Consider the following 20,508-nt stretch of genomic DNA (forward strand, 5'->3'; position numbering starts at 1 on the left):
GAGTTGAGGGACAATGGCAAACGGCTAATACTTCCTAAAAAGAGAAAAAGAAAGCCTTACCCCAGAGCTGTGCTAAAAAAAGCGCAAAAATACCCCTCACGCTCTAGAGATAAAAATGCCACTCGCTCTTAAGCGAGTGGCATTAGTCAAATGACAAGCCTTTTTAGTTCAACCTAGTCGATTACCAACCTGTAATCTCACGTAGACCTGCACCGATATCAGCCAGTGATTTCACTGTCTTAACACCCGCTGCTTCTAGTGCTGCAAATTTATCTTCAGCAGTACCTTTACCACCAGAGATAATTGCACCAGCATGGCCCATACGCTTACCAGGGGGCGCAGTAACACCAGCGATATAAGATACAACTGGTTTCGTCACATTTTCTTTGATGAATGCGGCAGCTTCTTCTTCTGCTGTACCACCAATTTCGCCAATCATTACGATAGCTTCAGTTTCTGGATCTTCTTGGAATAGTTTCAAAATGTCGATAAAGTTTGAACCCGGAATAGGGTCACCACCGATACCAACACAAGTCGACTGACCAAAACCTTCGTCCGTTGTTTGTTTAACGGCTTCATACGTCAACGTACCTGAGCGAGAAACAATACCAACTTTACCTTTCTTATGAATGTGACCCGGCATGATGCCAATCTTACATTCATCAGGAGTGATAACACCCGGACAGTTAGGGCCAATCATACGAACGCCCGTTTCTTCCAGCTTCACTTTCACATCGATCATATCGATAGTTGGAATGCCTTCAGTAATGGTAACAATCAACTCGATACCAGCATCGATCGCTTCCAAAATAGCGTCTTTACAAAACGGAGCTGGCACGTAAATAACCGTAGCCGTTGCACCGGTAACTTCCACGGCTTCACGAACAGTGTTAAACACAGGAAGACCTAAATGTGTTTGACCACCTTTGCCAGGGGATACACCACCGACCATATTAGTGCCGTATGCAATCGCCTGCTCTGAGTGGAATGTACCCTGACCGCCAGTAAAACCTTGGCAAATAACTTTCGTATCTTTATTAATTAGTACAGACATTATTTGCCCTCCGCAGCTGCAACAACTTTTTGAGCAGCGTCTGTTAGAGACTCAGCTGCAATGATATCTAGACCAGAATTTGCTAATACACCGCGGCCTAAATCAGCGTTTGTTCCCTCTAGGCGAACAACGACTGGGACAGTAACACCGACTTCTTTAACTGCGCCGATAATCCCCTCAGCAATCATGTCACAACGTACTATGCCACCAAAGATATTAACTAAAACGGCTTTAACATTGTCATCTGACAAAATGATCTTAAAGGCTTCAGCAACTCGTTCTTTTGTCGCGCCACCACCTACATCCAGGAAGTTTGCAGGCTTGCCACCATGAAGATTTACGATATCCATGGTACCCATAGCAAGACCAGCACCGTTAACCATACAGCCCACGTTGCCATCAAGAGCAACATAGTTTAGTTCCCACTGCGCAGCATGTGCTTCACGCTCATCTTCTTGAGATGCATCGTGCATTTCGCGTAGTTTTGGTTGGCGATATAGGGCGTTAGAATCAATATTGATTTTACCGTCTAGGCACAACAAGTTGCCTTCGCCGGTAACCACAAGTGGGTTAATTTCGAGTAGTGCCAAATCATACTGAGCGAACATCGTTGCTAGACCCATAAAGATCTTAACGAACTGCTTAATTTGGTCACCTTGAAGACCAAGCTTAAACGCCAACTCACGACCTTGGTAAGCTTGAGGGCCAACAAGAGGATCGATCGCAGCTTTGTGGATTAGCTCAGGAGTTTCTTCTGCCACTTTTTCAATTTCCACACCGCCTTCTGTCGACGCCATGAAAACAATCTTACGTGTTGCGCGGTCAACAACCGCACCTAGATACAGCTCATTAGCGATGTTAGACGCTTCTTCAACAAGCACTTTTGTAACTGGTTGTCCGTTTGCATCGGTTTGGTAAGTCACTAGATTTTTACCTAGCCACTTTTGTGCAAACTCTTTGACACCTTCTTTTGTCTCATGAAGTTCTACACCGCCCGCTTTACCACGGCCACCTGCGTGAACTTGACATTTAACGACTTTTTTAACGGTAGTAATACGGCCCGCAGCTTCAAATGCCTCTTGTGGAGTGTTACATGCGTAACCCTCTGGTACAGGCAAACCGAACTCTGCAAACAGCTGTTTGGCTTGGTATTCATGCAAATTCATTGTGATATTCCGTTTGTTCTTCCCTGATGGGATTTATAATTTCCATAACGTTGCAGATTGATACTGCTTCCGTCTGTAGGGGGTTCTCAAATAAACCAGCTTGCACATAAACCAAATTGGTTTAGTTGAAGGCTAGACGTGAGCATATCCAGCCTTTAAAAAGCGAATGCCCAGATATAACCAAATATCTGGGCATCTTGCTTTAAACTTCTAAAAGTAAACGAGCAGGATCTTCTAGTAACTCTTTGATCGTCACTAGGAAACCTACTGATTCTCTACCGTCAATCAAACGATGATCGTAAGAGAGAGCGAGATACATCATTGGTAGAATTTCAACTTTGCCATCAACCGCCATTGGACGATCTTGGATTTTATGCATTCCAAGAATTGCCGCTTGTGGTGGGTTAATGATTGGTGTTGACATCAGTGAACCAAATACACCGCCATTAGTGATTGTGAAGTTCCCCCCCATCAATTCATCGACAGTGAGTTTTCCATCACGACCTTTAACTGCTAGATCTTTAATGCCTTTTTCAATATCAGCAAAGCCTAGTGTATCGCAATCTTTTAGAACAGGAGTGACCAGACCACGAGGTGTTGACACTGCCATACTAATATCAAAGTAGTTGTGGTAAACGATGTCATCGCCATCAATAGAAGCGTTCACTTCTGGATAACGTTTTAGAGCTTCCGTCACCGCTTTTACATAAAACGACATGAAACCAAGACGAATACCATGACGCTTTTCGAAGTGCTCTTGGTATTGTTTACGAAGATCCATAATTGGCTTCATATTCACTTCATTAAACGTAGTCAGCATCGCTGTGCTGTTCTTCGCTTGAAGTAGACGGTTAGCTACGGTCTTACGTAGACGAGTCATTGGAACACGTTTTTCACTGCGCGCAGTCGCAAGTGCTGGTACAGCTTCTGCTTCTACAGGCGTTGCTTTAGCATTGTCCAAGTGAGCTTGAATATCTTCACGAGTAATACGACCACCAACACCAGTACCTTTAACTTGATTCGCTTCTAAACCATGTTCAGCAAGAAGGCGACGTACCGCTGGGCTAAGTGCATCGTTTGACTCTTCAGTCAATGCTGCTTTGTGGCGCTTATCTGGAGATGCTTCTGAAGCTACTGTCGTATCAGCCGTAGGTTCACCAGCAACGGCACCCGGTTTTAATTTAGCAATCAACTGTTTTGATAGTACTGTCGCCCCCTCTTCTTCAAGAATGCCTTCCAAGATACCCGCTTCTGGGGCCGGAACTTCAAGTACTACTTTATCCGTTTCGATATCCACCAAAACTTCATCACGCTGAACCATGTCGCCTGGTTTCTTATGCCATGTCGCAACTGTCGCATCTGCAACGGATTCAGGTAGATCTGGAACCAGAATTTCAATCGTCATTTTATCTTTTCCTTATGCTTCTAGTTCTTAATTTGCTTCGTTAGAAACTAGAGTCAGAGCGTCTTCAACTAACGCTTTTTGCTGTTTCAAGTGCACCGACATGTAGCCAACTGCTGGTGAAGCAGAGGCAGGGCGACCCGCGTAATAAAGATCGGCACCATTAGGAATAGCCGCTCTGAAATTATGCTGGCTAGAGTACCAAGCACCTTGGTTCTGTGGCTCTTCCTGACACCATACAAAATCAACCACGTTTGTATATTGAGCAATCGCTTCTTTCACTTCTTCCACTGGGAATGGGTAAAGCTGCTCAATACGAACAATCGCAACGTCTTCTTGCTCATTATTACGGCGCTGTTCAAGTAGGTCGTAATAAACTTTACCGGAACAGAACACAACGCGTTTCACTTTGCTCACTTCCAAATTGTCGATTTCTGGAATCGCGGCTAAGAATGTGCCTTGCGACAAATCTTCTAGCGAAGAAGTACAAAGTGGATGACGTAGTAATGACTTCGGAGACATAACAATCAATGGTCGACGCATCGGTCGTACTACTTGACGACGAATCATGTGATAAACCTGTGCAGGAGTCGATGGAACAACGACTTGCATATTTTGTTCAGCACATAATTGAAGATAACGTTCTAAACGAGCCGATGAGTGCTCTGGGCCTTGACCTTCATAACCATGAGGTAGCAACATGGTTAAACCACATAAACGTGCCCATTTTTGCTCACCAGAAGAGATGAATTGGTCAATAACAACTTGAGCACCGTTGGCGAAATCACCAAACTGAGCTTCCCAAATAGTTAGGCCACCAGGCTCTGCTGTAGCGTAACCATATTCAAATGCCAACACAGCTTCTTCTGATAAAACAGAGTCAAACACTTGGAATGGCCCTTGTTTATCATGAATGTTCGCTAATGGAATATAGGTACTCGCATCGCTTTGGTTGTGTAATACCGAGTGACGGTGGAAAAACGTACCACGGCCTGAATCTTGACCTGAAAGACGAATACGCTTGCCATCATCAACAAGAGTCGCATACGCTAACGTTTCAGCCATACCCCAATCGATCGCTTTCTCACCAGACATCATCGCCGTACGATCATTATAAAGTTTGTTTACACGACTTTGCAGCTTATGACTTTCTGGGTATTGGCAAAGGCGATTGCCGAGTTCAACTAAACGTTTCATCTCATATTGGCTATTCCACTCAACGTCCCAGTCATGACCAAGATAAGGAGACCAGTCTACGGAATGCATCGCCATTGGACGCCACTCTTTAACGACCACTTCACCTTTGTCCAGTGCATCACGGTATTCATTAACGAGTTGTGTCGCCGTTTCGATGTCTGATTCATTCTTATCAATCAATACATCAGCATAAAGTTTACGCGGCGTCGGGTGCTTTTTGATTTTCTGGTACATCAAAGGCTGAGTCGCGTTTGGTTCATCGGCTTCATTATGACCATGACGACGATAACAAACCAAATCAATCACCACATCACGTTTAAATTCATTACGGTAATCAAGTGCAATACGCGTAACGAATGCAACCGCTTCAGGATCATCCGCATTAACGTGGAAGATTGGAGCCTGAACCATTTTTGCGATATCAGTACAATACATGGTTGAACGTGTATCGGTCGGATTAGATGTTGTAAAACCAACTTGGTTATTGACGACAATACGTACCGTTCCGCCCACTTTGAAACCGCGAGCTTGAGACATGTTAAACGTCTCTTGCACAACCCCTTGACCTGCAATAGCAGAGTCACCATGAATCGTAATTGGTAATACTGAACTACCGTCTTTATCATTCAAGCGATCTTGACGAGCTCGCACAGAACCAATAACTACCGGATTTACAATCTCAAGATGTGATGGGTTGAATGCAAGAACTAGGTGAACATCCCCACCTGGAGTGGCAAAATCCGCAGAGAAACCTTGGTGATACTTAACGTCACCAGTTCCCCAAGTATCGTCATGTCGACCAGCAAACTCATCAAATAGATCTTGTGGCTTCTTACCTAATACGTTGACGAGCATGTTCAGACGGCCACGGTGTGCCATTCCGATCACAACTTCACGCATATCGCTGTTACCCGCATGACGAATCATTTCTTTCATCATAGGGATAAGAGCATCACCGCCCTCTAGCGAAAATCGTTTAGCGCCAGGGAACTTCGCACCAAGGTAACGTTCAAGCCCCTCAGCTGCGGTCAGTTCTTCAAGAAAAGTGCGCTTTTCATCTTTATTGAAAGATGGTTGGCCAGTTACTGACTCCAAACGCTGTTGAATCCAACGCTTTTGCTCGGTATCAATAATGTGCATATATTCTGCACCAATCGAACCGCAATAGGTTTTTTTCAGAGCCGAGTAGATATCTTTCAACAGCATAGTTTCTTGGCCAATGGCAAAGGAACCTACGTTAAATGATTCTTCAAAGTCTTCTTCGGTAAGGTTATGAAATGAGGGTTCTAGCTCAGCCACGAATGGGCGTTGCCACAGACCGAGTGGGTCTAATTCAGCTGCTTCATGACCGCGAAAACGGTACGCATTAATAAGCTGAAGTACTTTTACTTGCTTAGCATCGACATCTGGATCACTAACTTGGACATTGTAATGCTTTGTTTCTTGAGCGAGACGACGGAAGTAATCACGGACGCGTGAGTGTGGCTGATCGGCCACTTCTTTTGAGTGCTTAGGCAACTCATCAAATACACGAATCCATTCCTCACTTACCAGATCGGGATCACTTAGATACAGTTCGTAGATATCTTCTACGTATGTTGCATTGGCGCCAGCCAAGTGTGAAGACTCGAGCCATGCCTTCATCACGCCGTTTTGCATATTTTCCCTTAACCAGTAGTTTCACATTAGCTACGGTCTAAGCCGAGCTATAAATAGCCGACCAATAATTTGGCCGGCAATTCTAGTTATTAATTTAAACCGAGCGGTTCACCAACATGGTCTTAATATGACCGATGGCTTTCGTTGGGTTTAGTCCCTTAGGACAAACACTGACACAGTTCATGATTCCGTGACAACGGAAAACACTGAATGCGTCGTCAAGGTTTGATAAACGTTCATCAGTTGCCGTATCGCGGCTATCAATAAGCCAGCGATAGGCTGCAAGCAATCCTGCAGGGCCAATAAATTTATCCGGATTCCACCAAAAAGATGGGCATGAAGTGGTACAACATGCACACATGATACATTCATAAAGACCATCAAGATGGGCACGCTCGTCAGGAGACTGTAAATTCTCACGTGATGGCGGTTGAGCCCCATCTGCAATTAGGAATGGCTTAACTTTCTCATAGTTATCATAGAACTGAGTCATGTCAACGATAAGATCACGTACTACAGGTAAACCAGGCAGCGGACGGATGATAATTTGGTCACCCACCAATGCTGATAACGGAGTAATACACGCTAATCCATTTTTGCCGTTCATGTTTAGGCCATCAGAACCACAAACCCCTTCACGGCAAGAACGACGGAATGCGATTGTCGGATCTTGTTCCTTTAACAGGATCAAAGCATCCAACAGCATCATATCTGAGCCTTCATCTACCTCTAGAATGTAATCCTTCATGTACGGCTTTTGGTCGACATCTGGATTATAACGGTACAAAGAGAAATTCAGTTTCATTGTCTTATCCTCTCCTTAGTACGTACGTGCTTTAGGTGGAAACGCTTCGCGATACACAGGTTCCATATTTACACCACGCTTAGACATGTTTTCTGTCTCAGGGTTGTAAATGGAATGGCATAGCCACTGTTCATCATCACGATCTGGGAAGTCAAAACGGGCATGTGCTCCACGACTTTCTGTACGGTAGTTTGCCGCGACAGCTGTCGCATAAGCCGTTTCCATCAAGTTTTCTAGCTCTAAACACTCGATACGCTGAGTATTAAACTCAGTAGACTTATCCGATAGATGCGCATTCTTTAGACGCTCACGAATCACTTTCAACTCTTCAAGACCTTTAGCCATTGCATCGCCTTCTCTAAATACCGAGAAGTTGTTTTGCATACATTGCTGTAAGTCTTTACGAATTTGAACCGGATCTTCGCCACCAGTACTATTTTCCCAGCGATTATAACGTTCCAGTGAACGTTCAATATCAGCTTCTGTCGCTGGCTTCGCTTCTGCTTGTTTGTTTAGTGTCTCACCAAGGTGTAAACCTGTCGCGCGACCAAAAACAACTAAATCAAGTAGAGAGTTACCGCCTAAACGGTTGGCGCCATGAACGGACACTGAAGCAATCTCACCACAGGCGAACAAGCCCTGAATCTCAACATCGTTGCCGGCATCATCTTGCTTAATCGCTTGACCGGAAACTTGAGTAGGTACACCACCCATCATATAGTGACAAGTTGGAATAACTGGAATTGGTTCTTTAACTGGATCGACGTGAGCAAAGGTACGAGATAACTCACAAACCCCTGGTAAGCGAGATTCTAATGTCTCTTTACCTAGGTGATCTAGTTTCAATTTAATGTGTGGACCCCATGGGCCATCACAACCACGACCTTCACGGATTTCGATCATCATTGAACGAGCAACAACATCACGACCAGCCAAGTCTTTCGCATTAGGAGCATAACGTTCCATGAAACGTTCGCCGTCTTTATTGAGAAGGTAGCCCCCCTCACCACGACAACCTTCCGTCACCAATACGCCAGCTCCGGCAATACCTGTTGGGTGGAACTGCCACATTTCAATGTCTTGCATTGGCACGCCTGCACGAATCGCCATACCGACGCCATCACCAGTATTGATGTGAGCGTTAGTTGTTGAGGCATAAATTCGTCCTGCACCACCCGTTGCTAGAATCGTCGCTTTCGACTTGAAATAGCAAACCTCACCGGTTTCCATGCACAATGCCGTACAGCCTAAAATAGCGCCGTCTTCATTTTTAACTAAATCTAAGGCGTACCATTCAGAGAAAATGGTTGTCTTGTGTTTAATATTTTGCTGATACAGAGTATGTAGCAACGCATGACCTGTACGGTCAGCAGCTGCCGCAGTACGAGCCGCTTGCTCACCGCCAAAATTCTTAGATTGGCCGCCGAATGGACGCTGATAAATTGTGCCATTATCGAAACGAGAAAAAGGCAAGCCCATCTTCTCAAGCTCAATTACAGATTCTGGACCGTTCTTACACATGTATTCAATCGCGTCTTGGTCACCGATATAATCGGAACCTTTAACGGTATCGTACATGTGCTGTTCCCAATGATCTTCATGCGCGTTACCAAGCGCAACTGTAATGCCACCTTGAGCTGATACAGTATGAGAGCGAGTTGGGAAAACTTTTGATAGCAAAGCACATGAAAGGCCTTGCTCTGAGATTTGCAATGCAGCGCGCATACCCGCACCACCAGCACCGATTACTACGGCATCAAATTCGCGAACTGGAATAGACACTTATGCACCCCACAGAATAAATAGACCAGAGAAGAAGTACCCTAGAAGAATAGCGACAACACCAAGTTGTAGACCTGCACGTAATGCAGAGCACTTAATGTAATCGGTTAGCACTTGCCACAAACCAATCCACGCATGGATTAATACTGAAACGAGAGCCAACATAGTGAACACTTTAGTAAATGTGCCACCAAAAAATTGGGTCCAAGATGCATATGAGATATCTGAAAAAGCACAAAAGCTAATCAGATAAATGGTATAAAGCGTCATAATAATCGCTGTGGCACGAATCAATAAAAAGTCATGCACACCATTACGACCAAATGATGAGATATTCTTTACCATACTAAAACCCCCGCCATTAACGACAAGACTGCAGTGGCTGCAAAGGCGACCTTGGCGCTCATTGCACCAGATTCCAGCTCTTCAAAATGACCAAGATCCATCAGCAAATGGCGGATGCCGCCAGCAATATGGTAGGCCAAAGCAGTTAAAATCCCCCACAGAATGAATTTCACGAAGAACCCATCGACGATATCGACAGCTTGTGAAAAACCAAGGGGAGAGGATAGGGATATAGATAGTAACCAAAGCAAAATACCGATCGATACAAACGTAATCACTCCTGATACACGATGCAGGATGGATGCGATTGCAGTGATCGGAAAGCTTATGGTCTGTAAATCTAAATTAACAGGTCTTAACTTTCTTTCTTTCACGGGCTTGCTCACTCAGCTCCATAGAGCATTTATAGTTATCATCGGAATTTGGTAGCAAACCATCTAAAAGTTAACATTTAGTTAACAAATAACTCGTGATTACTCATTTTTATTTGTAAACAACTTGTTAACAACAAGAATTCAAAGGATACCTCAAAATTCTTTCAAACCTTGATTTTAAAGGCTTTTACCAAATTTCACAGCTACACTATACGTCTGGTAACATTCCAATACAATTGATGTAACAATTTTTGCTACACAGACCAGACTTTTAGCGCTAGTTACTCGAAAAATAATAACAAGTGCACACATCAGAGTAGAATAATTGACTTTGTTAACGAACCAACGTACAAAAATGGCACATAAACATCCTGGATGGATTAATAATAAACAAAGGAGATTGTTATGGCAGATAAGAATGCAACCCTTCATATTGAAGGTAAAGCACCGATCGAACTGCCGATTATGGGGGGCAGTATTGGCCCTGAAGTAATCGATGTTCGTAAGCTGGGAGCAAACGGGTTTTTCACTTTTGATCCTGGTTTTCTCGCCACTGCATCCTGTGAATCTCAAATTACCTACATTGATGGTGGTAAAGGCGTGCTATTGCATCGCGGTTTCCCTATCGATCAATTGGCTAATAATGCTGATTACTTAGAAGTTTGTTACATTCTTCTTTATGGTGAAGCCCCTACTCGTGAGCAATACGAAAGATTTAAAACCACAGTAACTCGTCACACTATGGTGCACGAGCAAATTGCGAGCTTCTTCCACGGTTTCCGTCGAGATGCGCACCCAATGGCAGTAATGTGTGGTGTGGTTGGCGCGCTAGCCGCGTTCTATCATGATTCACTTGATATTAATAACGATGTTCACCGTGAGATTGCGGCGTATCGTCTAATATCTAAAATGCCGACACTGGCGGCAATGTGTTACAAATACTCGATCGGCCAGCCGTTCATCTACCCTCGTAACGACCTAAATTACGCAGAAAACTTCCTTCACATGATGTTTGCTAACCCGTGTGAAGAATACGAAGTAAACCCTGTTGTTGCGCGAGCGATGGATAAGATCTTCACTCTACATGCTGACCACGAACAAAATGCATCGACCTCGACTGTGCGTCTTGCAGGCTCATCGGGTGCTAACCCATTTGCATGTATTGCGGCGGGTATCGCATCTTTATGGGGGCCGGCTCATGGTGGCGCCAATGAAGCTTGTTTGCGTATGCTTGAAGAAATCGGCAGTGTCGACAATATTGAAGAGTACGTTGCTAAAGCAAAAGATAAGGATGATCCATTCCGCCTGATGGGCTTTGGTCACCGTGTTTACAAAAATTACGATCCACGCGCAACGGTTATGCGTGAAGCATGTCATGAAGTTTTAACAGAGCTAAACATTCAAGATCCACTATTGGATGTGGCGATGGAACTTGAACGAATTGCGCTCTCAGATGAGTACTTTGTTGAGAAGAAACTCTACCCTAACGTCGACTTCTACTCGGGTATTATTCTAAAAGCGATTGGTATTCCAGTTTCTATGTTTACGGTTATCTTTGCGATGTCTCGTACTATTGGTTGGATCGCTCATTGGAACGAAATGCACAGTGATCCAGACAACCGTATTGGTCGTCCTCGTCAGCTATACACTGGTGAACAGTTACGTGAGTTTAAACCACTGCACGAACGTGAATAACATTAACTAGTTAATGTTTAGATATGAAAAAGGCTTACCACTGGTAAGCCTTTTTAGTTCATTTTTCATGCAGATCATCTATGTTAGACAGGATTGTCGATATCGATGAATGTAACCTCTAGACCATACTCTTGAGCTAACCACTCACCAAGAGCTTTAATGCCATAGCGTTCAGTTGCATGATGGCCAGCAGAAAAGTAGTGAATTCCTAACTCTCGAGCACTATAAGTCGTGCGCTCTGAAATCTCTCCGGAGACAAAGGCATCCAATCCATGCTGCGCCGCCAGTTCAATATAATCTTGACCACCACCGGTACACCAGCCAATCGTTTCAATCATCTTATCAGCTTGATTCGGTGCAATATGCAATGGCTGACGGTCTAATACTTTATTTATGCGATCAGCAAAATCAACACCACTCATTGGCTGAGCTAATCGACCAAACATCGCCACCGATTGTGGATTCCCCTCAAGGCCACCTTCCACATTAATTTCAAGTAAACGAGCTAGCTCAGCGTTATTCCCTAATTCAGGATGAATATCGAGTGGCAGATGGTAACCATAGAGGTTGATATCATTTTTAATCAAAGTACGGATACGCTGACCTTTCATACCGCGAATAGCTTCAGGTTCACCTTTCCAGAAGTATCCGTGGTGAACTAAGATCGCATCAGCGTTTAGTTCGACCGCTTTATCAATCAGATCTTGAGATGCCGTCACTCCAGTGATAATACGTTGAATCTCTTTTTTGCCCTCAACTTGCATACCATTTGGGCAATAATCTTTGATCAGTTGTGGCGATAGTTTTTGATTAAGAACCACTTCCAGTTGTAAATTATTCATTTTGCTAGCTACTCCCAATTTATTGTCAAAGTGTATACCTAACCTCTACGACAATTCCAGTGTAAAGCGGAATTACGCTACAATGAACACAAGCAAAAAAAGGACAATAAATGAATCAGTTGCAACGTTTTTACCAATGGATCGCGACGACACCGTTACTCTTCGAGAACCAAGAACCTTTTGCGTCCATTGCACACTTGCCTACAACGCCTTTAGTCGCCTCAGATGACTATTCGGGTAATCCACGGCTCGGTTTTCTTTATCAATACCTGTGCACAAAATTATTCGAAACAAGTAGTCAGTATGATGTCGTCATCGAAGAAGCGCAGGTAAATGATCATACGGGGAAAACTCTCGGTGCCATCGACCTAATTTTAAAAAACAACCAAACCATGCGGTACGAACATTGGGAAGTCGCCATTAAATTTTACCTGTTACATCAAGGAGTTTGGTACGGACCTAACGCGCATGATCAGTTGGACAAGAAACTTGACCGCATGCTTACCCATCAATTAAAAATGAGTAAAACATCCGAATTTCTCTCCCGTTTCCCTGATTTTAAGGACGTTTCCGAACACCTTTTGCTGCAAGGTCGACTATACATCAACCCATTTATAGACGAAGCAATACCGAATCAATGTTTAGGTTACACTCTCAACCCAAGCCAAATTAGCGGACATTGGTGCTTTCAAAGTCAATTCAACCTGATCAATGAACCCTTATATCCATTAGATAAAACCCATTGGGCCACTGGGCTCACTGCCTTTGATGAACCTCTCACTCAACCAGCCAATAGATTCGTCCATGCTCAAACCAAACAAGGGAAATTCTGGTTCATTGTTCCTGATAGTTGGCCTGCATCAAGCGTCTCTTAATCAAGTCTCTCTTAAATGGCTAAAACTTGGGTTAAATGCTGACATGACATATTATTTTCAATAAAAAAGGCGACCGAATGGCCGCCTCTCTTTCACTACTTCTTGCTGAACATTATAAACCAGCTTGCGCAAACACCTGATTCACGATCTCTTGTGCTTCCACTTCAATCTGCTTCAAATGCTCTTCACCTTTAAAGCTTTCACAATAAATTTTGTAAACATCTTCAGTACCCGATGGGCGAGCTGCAAACCAACCATTATCAGTCGTCACTTTTAAACCACCGATCGCCGCACCATTACCTGGAGCATGAGTTAAACGCGCTGTAATTTCGTCACCAGCTAGTGTCGTTGCCGCAACCATTTCTGGAGATAGCTTTTTCAGTACCTCTTTTTGAGGGCCATTTGCTACCGCTTGAATACGGTTATACTTCGATTCACCATGCTTAGCAGCCAGCTCTTCGTAATACTCTTGAGGGTTTTTACCCGTAACCGCTGTAATCTCAGCCGCTAACAGACACAACAAGATGCCGTCTTTATCCGTTGCCCATGGTGTACCATCTTTGCGAAGGAACGATGCCCCTGCACTTTCTTCACCACCGAAGCCAAAGGTACCGTTATAAAGGCCATCTACAAACCATTTGAATCCTACCGGAACTTCACAAAGCTCACGGCCTAAATCGGCAACCACACGGTCAATTAACGCACTTGATACTAAGGTTTTGCCTACTGCGACTTCCTTAGCCCAACCCTCACGGTGGCGATATAAATAATCAATACAAACAGCAAGGAAGTGGTTCGGATTCATCAGGCCTTTTGGTGTCACAATACCATGACGGTCAAAGTCAGGATCGTTACCAAATGCCAAGTCATATTCGTCTTTTAATGCTAGCAATCCTGCCATCGCATAAGGCGATGAACAGTCCATGCGCACTGCACCATCTTTATCTAATGACATGAACTGGAACGTTGGATCAATCGCTTCGCTAACTAGCGTTAAATTCAATTCATACGTGTTACCAATTTGACGCCAGTATTCAATACCACTGCCACCTAGCGGATCAACCCCTATCTTTAAATTCGACTTTTGAATTGCTTCCATATCGACAACATTAACCAGGTCATCGATATAAGGTTTCACTAAATCTTGTTCAACAAAAAGCTCAGATGCTTTTGCGTGAGCGAGCGGCATACGTTTTACGCCTTGCAGCGCTTCCGCAATAAAGCCATTGGCACGATCTTCAATCGCTTGCGTCACTTCAGCTTCAGCAGGTCCACCATGTGGTGGATTATATTTAATTCCGCCATCCTGTGGTGGGTTATGTGATGGTGTGATAACAATACCATCTGCTTTATCTTGATTCGCAATGTTGTAAGTTAAAATGGCATGAGAAATGCCCGGTGTTGGTGTATAGCCATTATCTTGTTGAACAATGACTTTAACGCCATTAGCGATTAATACTTCCAATACAGTAGAAAAAGCAGGCTCCGACAAAGCGTGTGTATCTTTACCGATAAATAACGGCCCTGTAATACCTTTTTCTGCACGAACGTCAGCAACAGCTTGTGCAATCGCTAATATATGATGCTCATTGAACGTCGACTTGTCAGCAGTACCACGATGACCAGATGTACCAAATTCTACTTTATGTGCAGAGTTGCTTGCGTCGGGTTGGAGTAGGAAATAGTTGGAAACTAGCGCGGGGATATTATGTAAGTCCTGTTGTTGAGCTTTTTGTCCCGCTCGTGGGTGCATAGCCATTTTGACATCCTTTTTAAAATCATGAAAAAATAAAAAACCCCATAGAGCTCGATTAATTGAGAATATGGGGCTTAGCGGAAACTTAGATCGAGTTTGTCACTTTTTCTACAAGATCCGCTGGAAATCCCATCCGACCCATCAATTGATCAACCATTTGACGTTTGCGGCTAGTATTTGAATTCGTGATTACCCAAAACGGAGAAGCTGGAATCGCTTTTGGTTTTGTTGTCGTACCACTTGCTAATAACGTTTGCTCATTATCAGCAAAGTAAACACGCTTACGGCCTTTCACCTGAGTAGCCTCTGAGAAGCTATTCGGGTCAATACGGTGCAAGGTTGACAGTACTAGCATGAATCGATCAATCGCTTTTTTTAGCCCTGCAAATTCATCAGAAATAAGCAGTGAACGCATTTCTTTTACGCTATCGAACTTTTCTTCTTTTACCGCATCTTTGCTAACAATAATGCCTTTAGGCTCAATAATAACTTCCTGTGGTGCTACATAGCTTTTTTGAGCATCAACACTTAGAAGACGACGCAATATGTCTGAAGCACTTTCACCGATATGCTGGGTTTGACTTGCGATGTAACGGTATAGATCCTCATCAACCTCAATTGTTTTCATTCGCTTTTCACAATCTCTATGTTTAAACTCTGGGGGATTATAGCGAGATCTTCTCTGAGACTCTACGTTAAACCAGTCACGAATAAGATAAAATGTCATATCAGCTCAACTACAAACTAGAAGGTGAGGGTCACACCATTGTTCTGATCCACGGCTTGTTCGGTAATCTCGATAATCTCGGAATACTTGCTCGAACATTAAAAGAAGATTATCAGGTACTTAGCGTTGATCTAAGAAATCATGGTCTCTCATTCCATTCGAATTGCCATAACTACGAATCACTCGCTCAAGATGTCGCTGATCTACTGAAAAACCTCAACATCCAGCAGGTCAGTATTGTCGGTCACTCAATGGGTGGCAAGGTTGCAGTTAAATTGAGCGAAATCATCGAAGATCAAGTGGAACGATTGATCGTACTCGATATGGCACCGGTGAAATACCATCAAAATCGACATGACAACGTGTTCGCCGGCTTAAAAGCGGTTGAACAACAAAAACCAGCAAATCGAAAACAAGCGATGGAGATATTGAGTCACCACATTGAGCTTGAAGGGGTTCGTCAATTCCTCGGCAAGTCGTTATATAGTGAGGGGGACTATGTGGCATGGAGATTCAGTGTCACGAACTTGTTCAACAACTACCAAAATATCTTAGACTGGCAGCCAATTAGACGTATTGCTACCCCGACCCTGTTTATTAAAGGTGGTGAGTCCGATTACCTAACAGCCGAACATCAAGCTGATATTCAAAAGCAATTCAGTCAGGCAAAAGCCCATGTCATCGCAAATACAGGGCATTGGTTACATGCAGAAAAACCAGCAGAAGTACTGCGAGCAATTAAAAAGTTCCTGTAATTTATCGGTAGATAAACGCAGTACAGAATGCGATCTCAATAGCGACTCACGCATTAACTTTATCAAATAACAATGGTATAGTTCTGCGCAAGTGATTAGGCATAAAGGGAACATATGCTATACGACTATATGAACACGCTCGAGTCCATTGGTCTCGACTTACTTTTTGCTGCTATCTTCTTCTTAATAGGGATGGCAATAAAAGATGTACTAAAAGCCGGTAATGTACCTGTATTTGGTCGCCGTATCGTATGGTTAGTGCTCTTCTTAGGTTGTGCTGGTTTTATTGCAAAAGGCATTATTCAGCTAACTTGGGAAGGCGGTTTAAGCTGATTCCCTAACACAAAATAAACATCATTAAAGGTAACGAATCTATGGCAAGTGTAGGTATCTTCTTTGGAAGCGACACAGGTAACACTGAAGCTATTGCAAAGATGGTTCAAAAGCAACTAGGTAAAGAGCTAGTTCATGTACAAGATATTGCGAAAAGCAGCAAAGAAGACATCGATAACTTCGATTTATTGCTACTAGGCATCCCAACTTGGTACTACGGTGAAGCACAATGTGATTGGGATGACTTCTTCCCTGAGCTTGAGCAAATCGACTTCTCTGGCAAACTTGTTGCTATCTTCGGCTGCGGCGATCAGGAAGACTACGCGGAATACTTCTGTGATGCGATGGGTACTGTACGTGACATCGTTGAAGAAAAAGGTGCAACGATTCTTGGCCAAACTTCAACAGAAGGCTACGAATTTGAAGCATCTAAAGCACTTGTTGAAGGCGATGATAGCCAATTTATCGGTTTATGCATTGACGAAGACCGTCAGCCTGAACTAACAGAGCAACGTGTAACTAATTGGTGTAAGCAAATTCACGAAGAAATGTGCTTAGCGGAATTAGAAGGCTAATTGCTCTCTATTAAAAAACCTCCAATCGGAGGTTTTTTTATGACTCTCGTTCAACCAAGTCGTCATCATTAACGATATCACGATACTGCGGTTTTTTCCGTACATACAACTTACGTTGTACCTCAGAAACAACCTCACCCTTAGCATTCTTCACATAAATCACAAACTCAGGGAAGCTCTTATCACCATTCATGGTTTCTTGATAAATGGTATCCAGTTGTTGCTGAGTTAAGATAAAATCTGCATATAACTCACTTGTTCCCGGCTTGATAAAATTAATACTTGCCTCTTTATCCCACACATAAAACTGCTCACCTAACACCCCCATCAGCATCAAAGAATAGACAGGATCAGTCAAAGAGAAAATGCTACCGCCATACTGGGTTCGATTTGCATTTTTGTTCCACCAGCGCAGTTTTAACTTCACTTTTACTTCGAGAAAATCATCACTGATCGATTCAATTCGAATACCGGATCCCCAAAAAGGAGGCCACAAATTCAAGGCTCGTCGTACATAATTGGGGCGATAGATCTTCGCTAACCACTGTTCCATATGGGATATTCTCACTTTCTTCAATGTTAACAAATTGTAACTGGTAAGATCTGTTTTATCCGTGACACCCCACAAGTTTATTAAATTTTGAGTAACCCTTTGAAGTTCGGGTTTATTGTTATTCCCTTGTACCCTATAATGAGGACAATATTGAATTCTGTTATTTACTGCAGATCATCAACGGGAAAGTATATGTCAGACAATAACCAAGCATTAAAGGATGCTGGTCTTAAGGTTACCCTACCTAGACTGAAGATTTTAGAAGTATTACAGCAACCAGAATGCCAACACATCAGTGCTGAAGAACTGTACAAAAAATTGATTGATCTTGGTGAAGAGATTGGTCTTGCTACCGTTTACCGTGTACTTAACCAATTTGATGATGCCGGTATTGTGACTCGACACCACTTCGAAGGCGGAAAATCTGTATTCGAATTATCGACTCAACACCACCATGACCACCTAGTCTGTCTTGATTGCGGCGAAGTCATCGAGTTTTCAGACAATGTTATCGAACAGCGCCAAAAAGAGATCGCTGAGAAATACAACGTGACATTGACTAATCACAGCCTTTATCTCTACGGTAAATGTGGTGATGGCAGCTGTAAAAATAATCCAGATGCCCACAAAGCAAAATAAAAAAACGCCCTGCTCAGGGCGTTTTTTTTACTTTGTTCCTGACATAAAAAAGCCAGTCATTCGACTGGCTTTTTACATCACTTGCAAATCGTTAACTCACATGACTACTCAGCGTCGTTTTTAGCCCAAGTATCACGTAAACCAACAGTACGGTTAAATACTAGCGCATCTGCTTTCGAGTCGATGTCAGCACAGAAGTAACCCATACGCTCGAATTGGTAGCCTTGCTCAGCTTGAGCTGATGCTAAGCTTGCTTCAACAAAACCATTGAGTACAACCAGTGACTCAGGGTTAATTGTTTCAGCGAAGTTATCCGCAGCAGCAGGATTTGCTACAGTGAACAAACGGTCGTATAGACGAATTTCAGCGGGAACACCTTTATCAGCTGATACCCAATGAATTACGCCTTTAACTTTACGGCCATCAGCTGGGTTTTTACCTAGCGTATCTGCATCATATGTACAGTAAATAGTCGTAATGTTGCCGTTTTCATCTTTTTCGATGCGCTCAGCTTGGATAACGTAAGCACCGCGTAGACGAACTTCTTTACCAAGTACAAGACGCTTGTACTTTTTGTTTGCTTCTTCACGGAAGTCTTCACGCTCAATCCAAACTTCACGAGTGAATGGAACTTCACGCGCACCCATTTCTGGTTTGTTTGGATGATTTGCAACAGTCAATGTTTCAACTTTGTCTGCGTCAAAGTTCTCAATCACAATCTTAACTGGATCTAAAACAGCCATTGCACGTGGCGCATTTTCATTTAGGTCATCACGAATACAAGACTCAAGAGAGCCGAACTCAATCATGTTGTCTTGTTTCGTCACACCAATGCGCTTACAGAATTCACGGATAGACGCTGAAGTGAAACCACGACGACGTAAACCTGAAATTGTAGGCATACGTGGATCATCCCAACCATTAACTAATTTCTCAGTGACAAGTTGGTTTAGCTTACGCTTAGACATCACTGTGTACTCAAGATTCAAACGGCTGAACTCATACTGATGAGGACGACAGTCGATCGTGATGTTTTCCAATACCCAATCGTAAAGACGACGGTTATCCATAAACTCAAGCGTACAAATTGAATGCGTAATGCCTTCAAGTGCATCTGAAATACAGTGTGTGAAGTCGTACATTGGGTAAATGCACCACTTATCACCCGTTTGGTGGTGAGAAGCAAAACGCACACGGTAAAGTACAGGATCGCGCATAACCATAAATGATGATGCCATATCGATCTTCGCACGAAGACACGCTTTACCTTCTTCAAAACCGCCTGCACGCATTTTTTCAAATAACGCTAGGTTTTCTTCAACACTGCGATCACGGAACGGGCTCAGTTTTCCTGGCTCAGTCAACGTACCACGGTATTCACGAATCTGCTCTGGACTTAGCTCTTCAACATACGCCAAGCCTTTATTAATCAATTCAATTGCATATTCGTAAAGCTTGTCAAAGTAATCTGATGAATAACAAACTTCACCATCCCACTCAAAGCCTAACCAGCTTACATCTGTCTTGATAGACTCAACGTATTCGATGTCTTCTTTTTCAGGGTTAGTATCGTCGAAACGTAGATTACATTTACCCTGATAGTCCTGAGCAATACCAAAGTTCAAACAGATAGATTTTGCATGTCCGATGTGCAGGTAACCATTTGGTTCCGGCGGGAATCGAGTATGCACACTAGTGTGTTTGCCATCCGCTAGATCTTTATCAATGATCTGGCGAATAAAGTTTGATGGACGAGCATCTGCTTCACTCATCTAAAGCACCTCAAATATTAGTATTGTCAGAGAAAAAAAGTGCTCTACGAACTTTTTAATGTTAGTAGAGCAGAATAGTTCTAATAATCCACAATTATCAGGGAATACACAACTAGAACTCCTACTTTATTGCGAATTTATTTCGCCTAGGTACGTTATTCCGACAATTCTTGATTTTACTTGTCACAAAACGAAAGAAAGC

General features: G+C 43.2%; 19 protein-coding genes. 6 read left to right on the forward strand and 13 right to left on the reverse strand.

Annotated features, from left to right (window positions below; all coding sequences use genetic code 11):
• Positions 1-181: 181 nt before the first annotated feature.
• The 8 genes from sucD to sdhC form a co-directional block, all read right to left on the reverse strand.
• Positions 182-1,054, reverse strand: coding sequence for a succinate--CoA ligase subunit alpha (gene sucD / locus DZ860_RS03550; protein ID WP_120029554.1), 873 nt, complete (start codon positions 1,052-1,054; stop codon positions 182-184).
• Positions 1,054-2,220, reverse strand: coding sequence for an ADP-forming succinate--CoA ligase subunit beta (gene sucC, locus DZ860_RS03555; RefSeq protein WP_120029555.1), 1,167 nt, complete (start codon positions 2,218-2,220; stop codon positions 1,054-1,056). Before sucC ends, sucD begins: the two co-directional genes overlap by 1 nt.
• Positions 2,221-2,422: 202 nt before the next feature.
• Complete coding sequence (gene odhB, locus DZ860_RS03560) at positions 2,423-3,625, reverse strand: 2-oxoglutarate dehydrogenase complex dihydrolipoyllysine-residue succinyltransferase (protein WP_120029556.1); 1,203 nt, start codon at positions 3,623-3,625, stop codon at positions 2,423-2,425.
• Between the two features lie 27 nt (positions 3,626-3,652).
• Positions 3,653-6,478, reverse strand: coding sequence for a 2-oxoglutarate dehydrogenase E1 component (gene sucA / locus DZ860_RS03565; protein WP_120029557.1), 2,826 nt, complete (start codon positions 6,476-6,478; stop codon positions 3,653-3,655).
• Positions 6,479-6,572: 94 nt separating this feature from the next.
• Complete coding sequence (locus DZ860_RS03570) at positions 6,573-7,283, reverse strand: succinate dehydrogenase iron-sulfur subunit (RefSeq protein WP_120029558.1); 711 nt, start codon at positions 7,281-7,283, stop codon at positions 6,573-6,575.
• A 15-nt stretch (positions 7,284-7,298) separates the two neighbouring features.
• Positions 7,299-9,065: a succinate dehydrogenase flavoprotein subunit gene (gene sdhA / locus DZ860_RS03575; RefSeq protein WP_120029559.1), complete on the reverse strand. Its 1,767-nt coding sequence runs from the start codon at positions 9,063-9,065 to the stop codon at positions 7,299-7,301.
• On the reverse strand, positions 9,066-9,410 hold the full coding sequence (sdhD, locus tag DZ860_RS03580) for a succinate dehydrogenase, hydrophobic membrane anchor protein (protein ID WP_120029560.1): 345 nt from the start codon (positions 9,408-9,410) through the stop codon (positions 9,066-9,068).
• Positions 9,404-9,796 (reverse strand): succinate dehydrogenase cytochrome b556 subunit, encoded by a 393-nt coding sequence (sdhC, locus tag DZ860_RS03585; RefSeq protein WP_120029561.1) that lies wholly within the window; start codon positions 9,794-9,796, stop codon positions 9,404-9,406. Before sdhC ends, sdhD begins: the two co-directional genes overlap by 7 nt.
• 393 nt (positions 9,797-10,189) lie before the next feature.
• Between sdhC and DZ860_RS03590 the strand changes: the two genes are divergently transcribed.
• On the forward strand, positions 10,190-11,479 hold the full coding sequence (locus DZ860_RS03590) for a citrate synthase (protein WP_120029562.1): 1,290 nt from the start codon (positions 10,190-10,192) through the stop codon (positions 11,477-11,479).
• Positions 11,480-11,562: 83 nt separating this feature from the next.
• Here the strand turns inward: DZ860_RS03590 and DZ860_RS03595 are convergent, their stop codons facing one another.
• Positions 11,563-12,321, reverse strand: a complete 759-nt coding sequence (locus tag DZ860_RS03595) for a Nif3-like dinuclear metal center hexameric protein (RefSeq protein WP_120029563.1) — start codon at positions 12,319-12,321, stop codon at positions 11,563-11,565.
• Positions 12,322-12,431: 110 nt separating this feature from the next.
• Between DZ860_RS03595 and DZ860_RS03600 the strand changes: the two genes are divergently transcribed.
• Complete coding sequence (locus DZ860_RS03600; protein ID WP_120029564.1) at positions 12,432-13,196, forward strand: DUF1853 family protein; 765 nt, start codon at positions 12,432-12,434, stop codon at positions 13,194-13,196.
• A 112-nt stretch (positions 13,197-13,308) separates the two neighbouring features.
• Here the strand turns inward: DZ860_RS03600 and pgm are convergent, their stop codons facing one another.
• Both pgm and seqA read right to left on the reverse strand, forming a co-directional pair.
• The gene (gene pgm / locus DZ860_RS03605; RefSeq protein WP_120029565.1) at positions 13,309-14,955 is read right to left on the reverse strand and encodes a phosphoglucomutase (alpha-D-glucose-1,6-bisphosphate-dependent); all 1,647 of its coding nucleotides are present in this window, start codon (positions 14,953-14,955) and stop codon (positions 13,309-13,311) included.
• Positions 14,956-15,037: 82 nt separating this feature from the next.
• On the reverse strand, positions 15,038-15,580 hold the full coding sequence (gene seqA / locus DZ860_RS03610; RefSeq protein WP_120029566.1) for a replication initiation negative regulator SeqA: 543 nt from the start codon (positions 15,578-15,580) through the stop codon (positions 15,038-15,040).
• 92 nt (positions 15,581-15,672) lie between these two features.
• On the opposite strand from seqA, the gene DZ860_RS03615 reads away from it, so the two are divergent.
• The 3 genes from DZ860_RS03615 (at position 15,673) to fldA (ending at position 17,342) form a co-directional block, all read left to right on the forward strand.
• Entirely contained in the window at positions 15,673-16,434 is a 762-nt protein-coding gene (locus DZ860_RS03615; RefSeq protein WP_120029567.1) for an alpha/beta fold hydrolase, read from the forward strand.
• Positions 16,435-16,548: 114 nt separating this feature from the next.
• A complete protein-coding gene (locus DZ860_RS03620; RefSeq protein WP_120029568.1) occupies positions 16,549-16,767 on the forward strand; it encodes a DUF2788 domain-containing protein in 219 nt (72 codons plus the stop codon).
• Between the two features lie 41 nt (positions 16,768-16,808).
• Positions 16,809-17,342 (forward strand): flavodoxin FldA, encoded by a 534-nt coding sequence (gene fldA / locus DZ860_RS03625; protein WP_120029569.1) that lies wholly within the window; start codon positions 16,809-16,811, stop codon positions 17,340-17,342.
• 37 nt (positions 17,343-17,379) lie between these two features.
• Here the strand turns inward: fldA and DZ860_RS03630 are convergent, their stop codons facing one another.
• The gene (locus DZ860_RS03630; protein WP_120029570.1) at positions 17,380-17,895 is read right to left on the reverse strand and encodes a DUF4442 domain-containing protein; all 516 of its coding nucleotides are present in this window, start codon (positions 17,893-17,895) and stop codon (positions 17,380-17,382) included.
• 192 nt (positions 17,896-18,087) lie between these two features.
• Here DZ860_RS03630 and fcrX point away from each other — a divergent pair, with 192 nt between their 5' ends.
• The gene (gene fcrX / locus DZ860_RS03635; protein WP_120029571.1) at positions 18,088-18,534 is read left to right on the forward strand and encodes a ferric iron uptake transcriptional regulator FcrX; all 447 of its coding nucleotides are present in this window, start codon (positions 18,088-18,090) and stop codon (positions 18,532-18,534) included.
• A 104-nt stretch (positions 18,535-18,638) separates the two neighbouring features.
• On the opposite strand, the gene glnS is transcribed toward fcrX, so the two are convergent.
• Positions 18,639-20,306, reverse strand: coding sequence for a glutamine--tRNA ligase (gene glnS, locus DZ860_RS03640; protein WP_120029572.1), 1,668 nt, complete (start codon positions 20,304-20,306; stop codon positions 18,639-18,641).
• Positions 20,307-20,508: the final 202 nt, after the last annotated feature.

The organism is Vibrio sinensis (genome assembly GCF_003605645.1).
Classification (GTDB): domain Bacteria; phylum Pseudomonadota; class Gammaproteobacteria; order Enterobacterales; family Vibrionaceae; genus Vibrio; species Vibrio sinensis.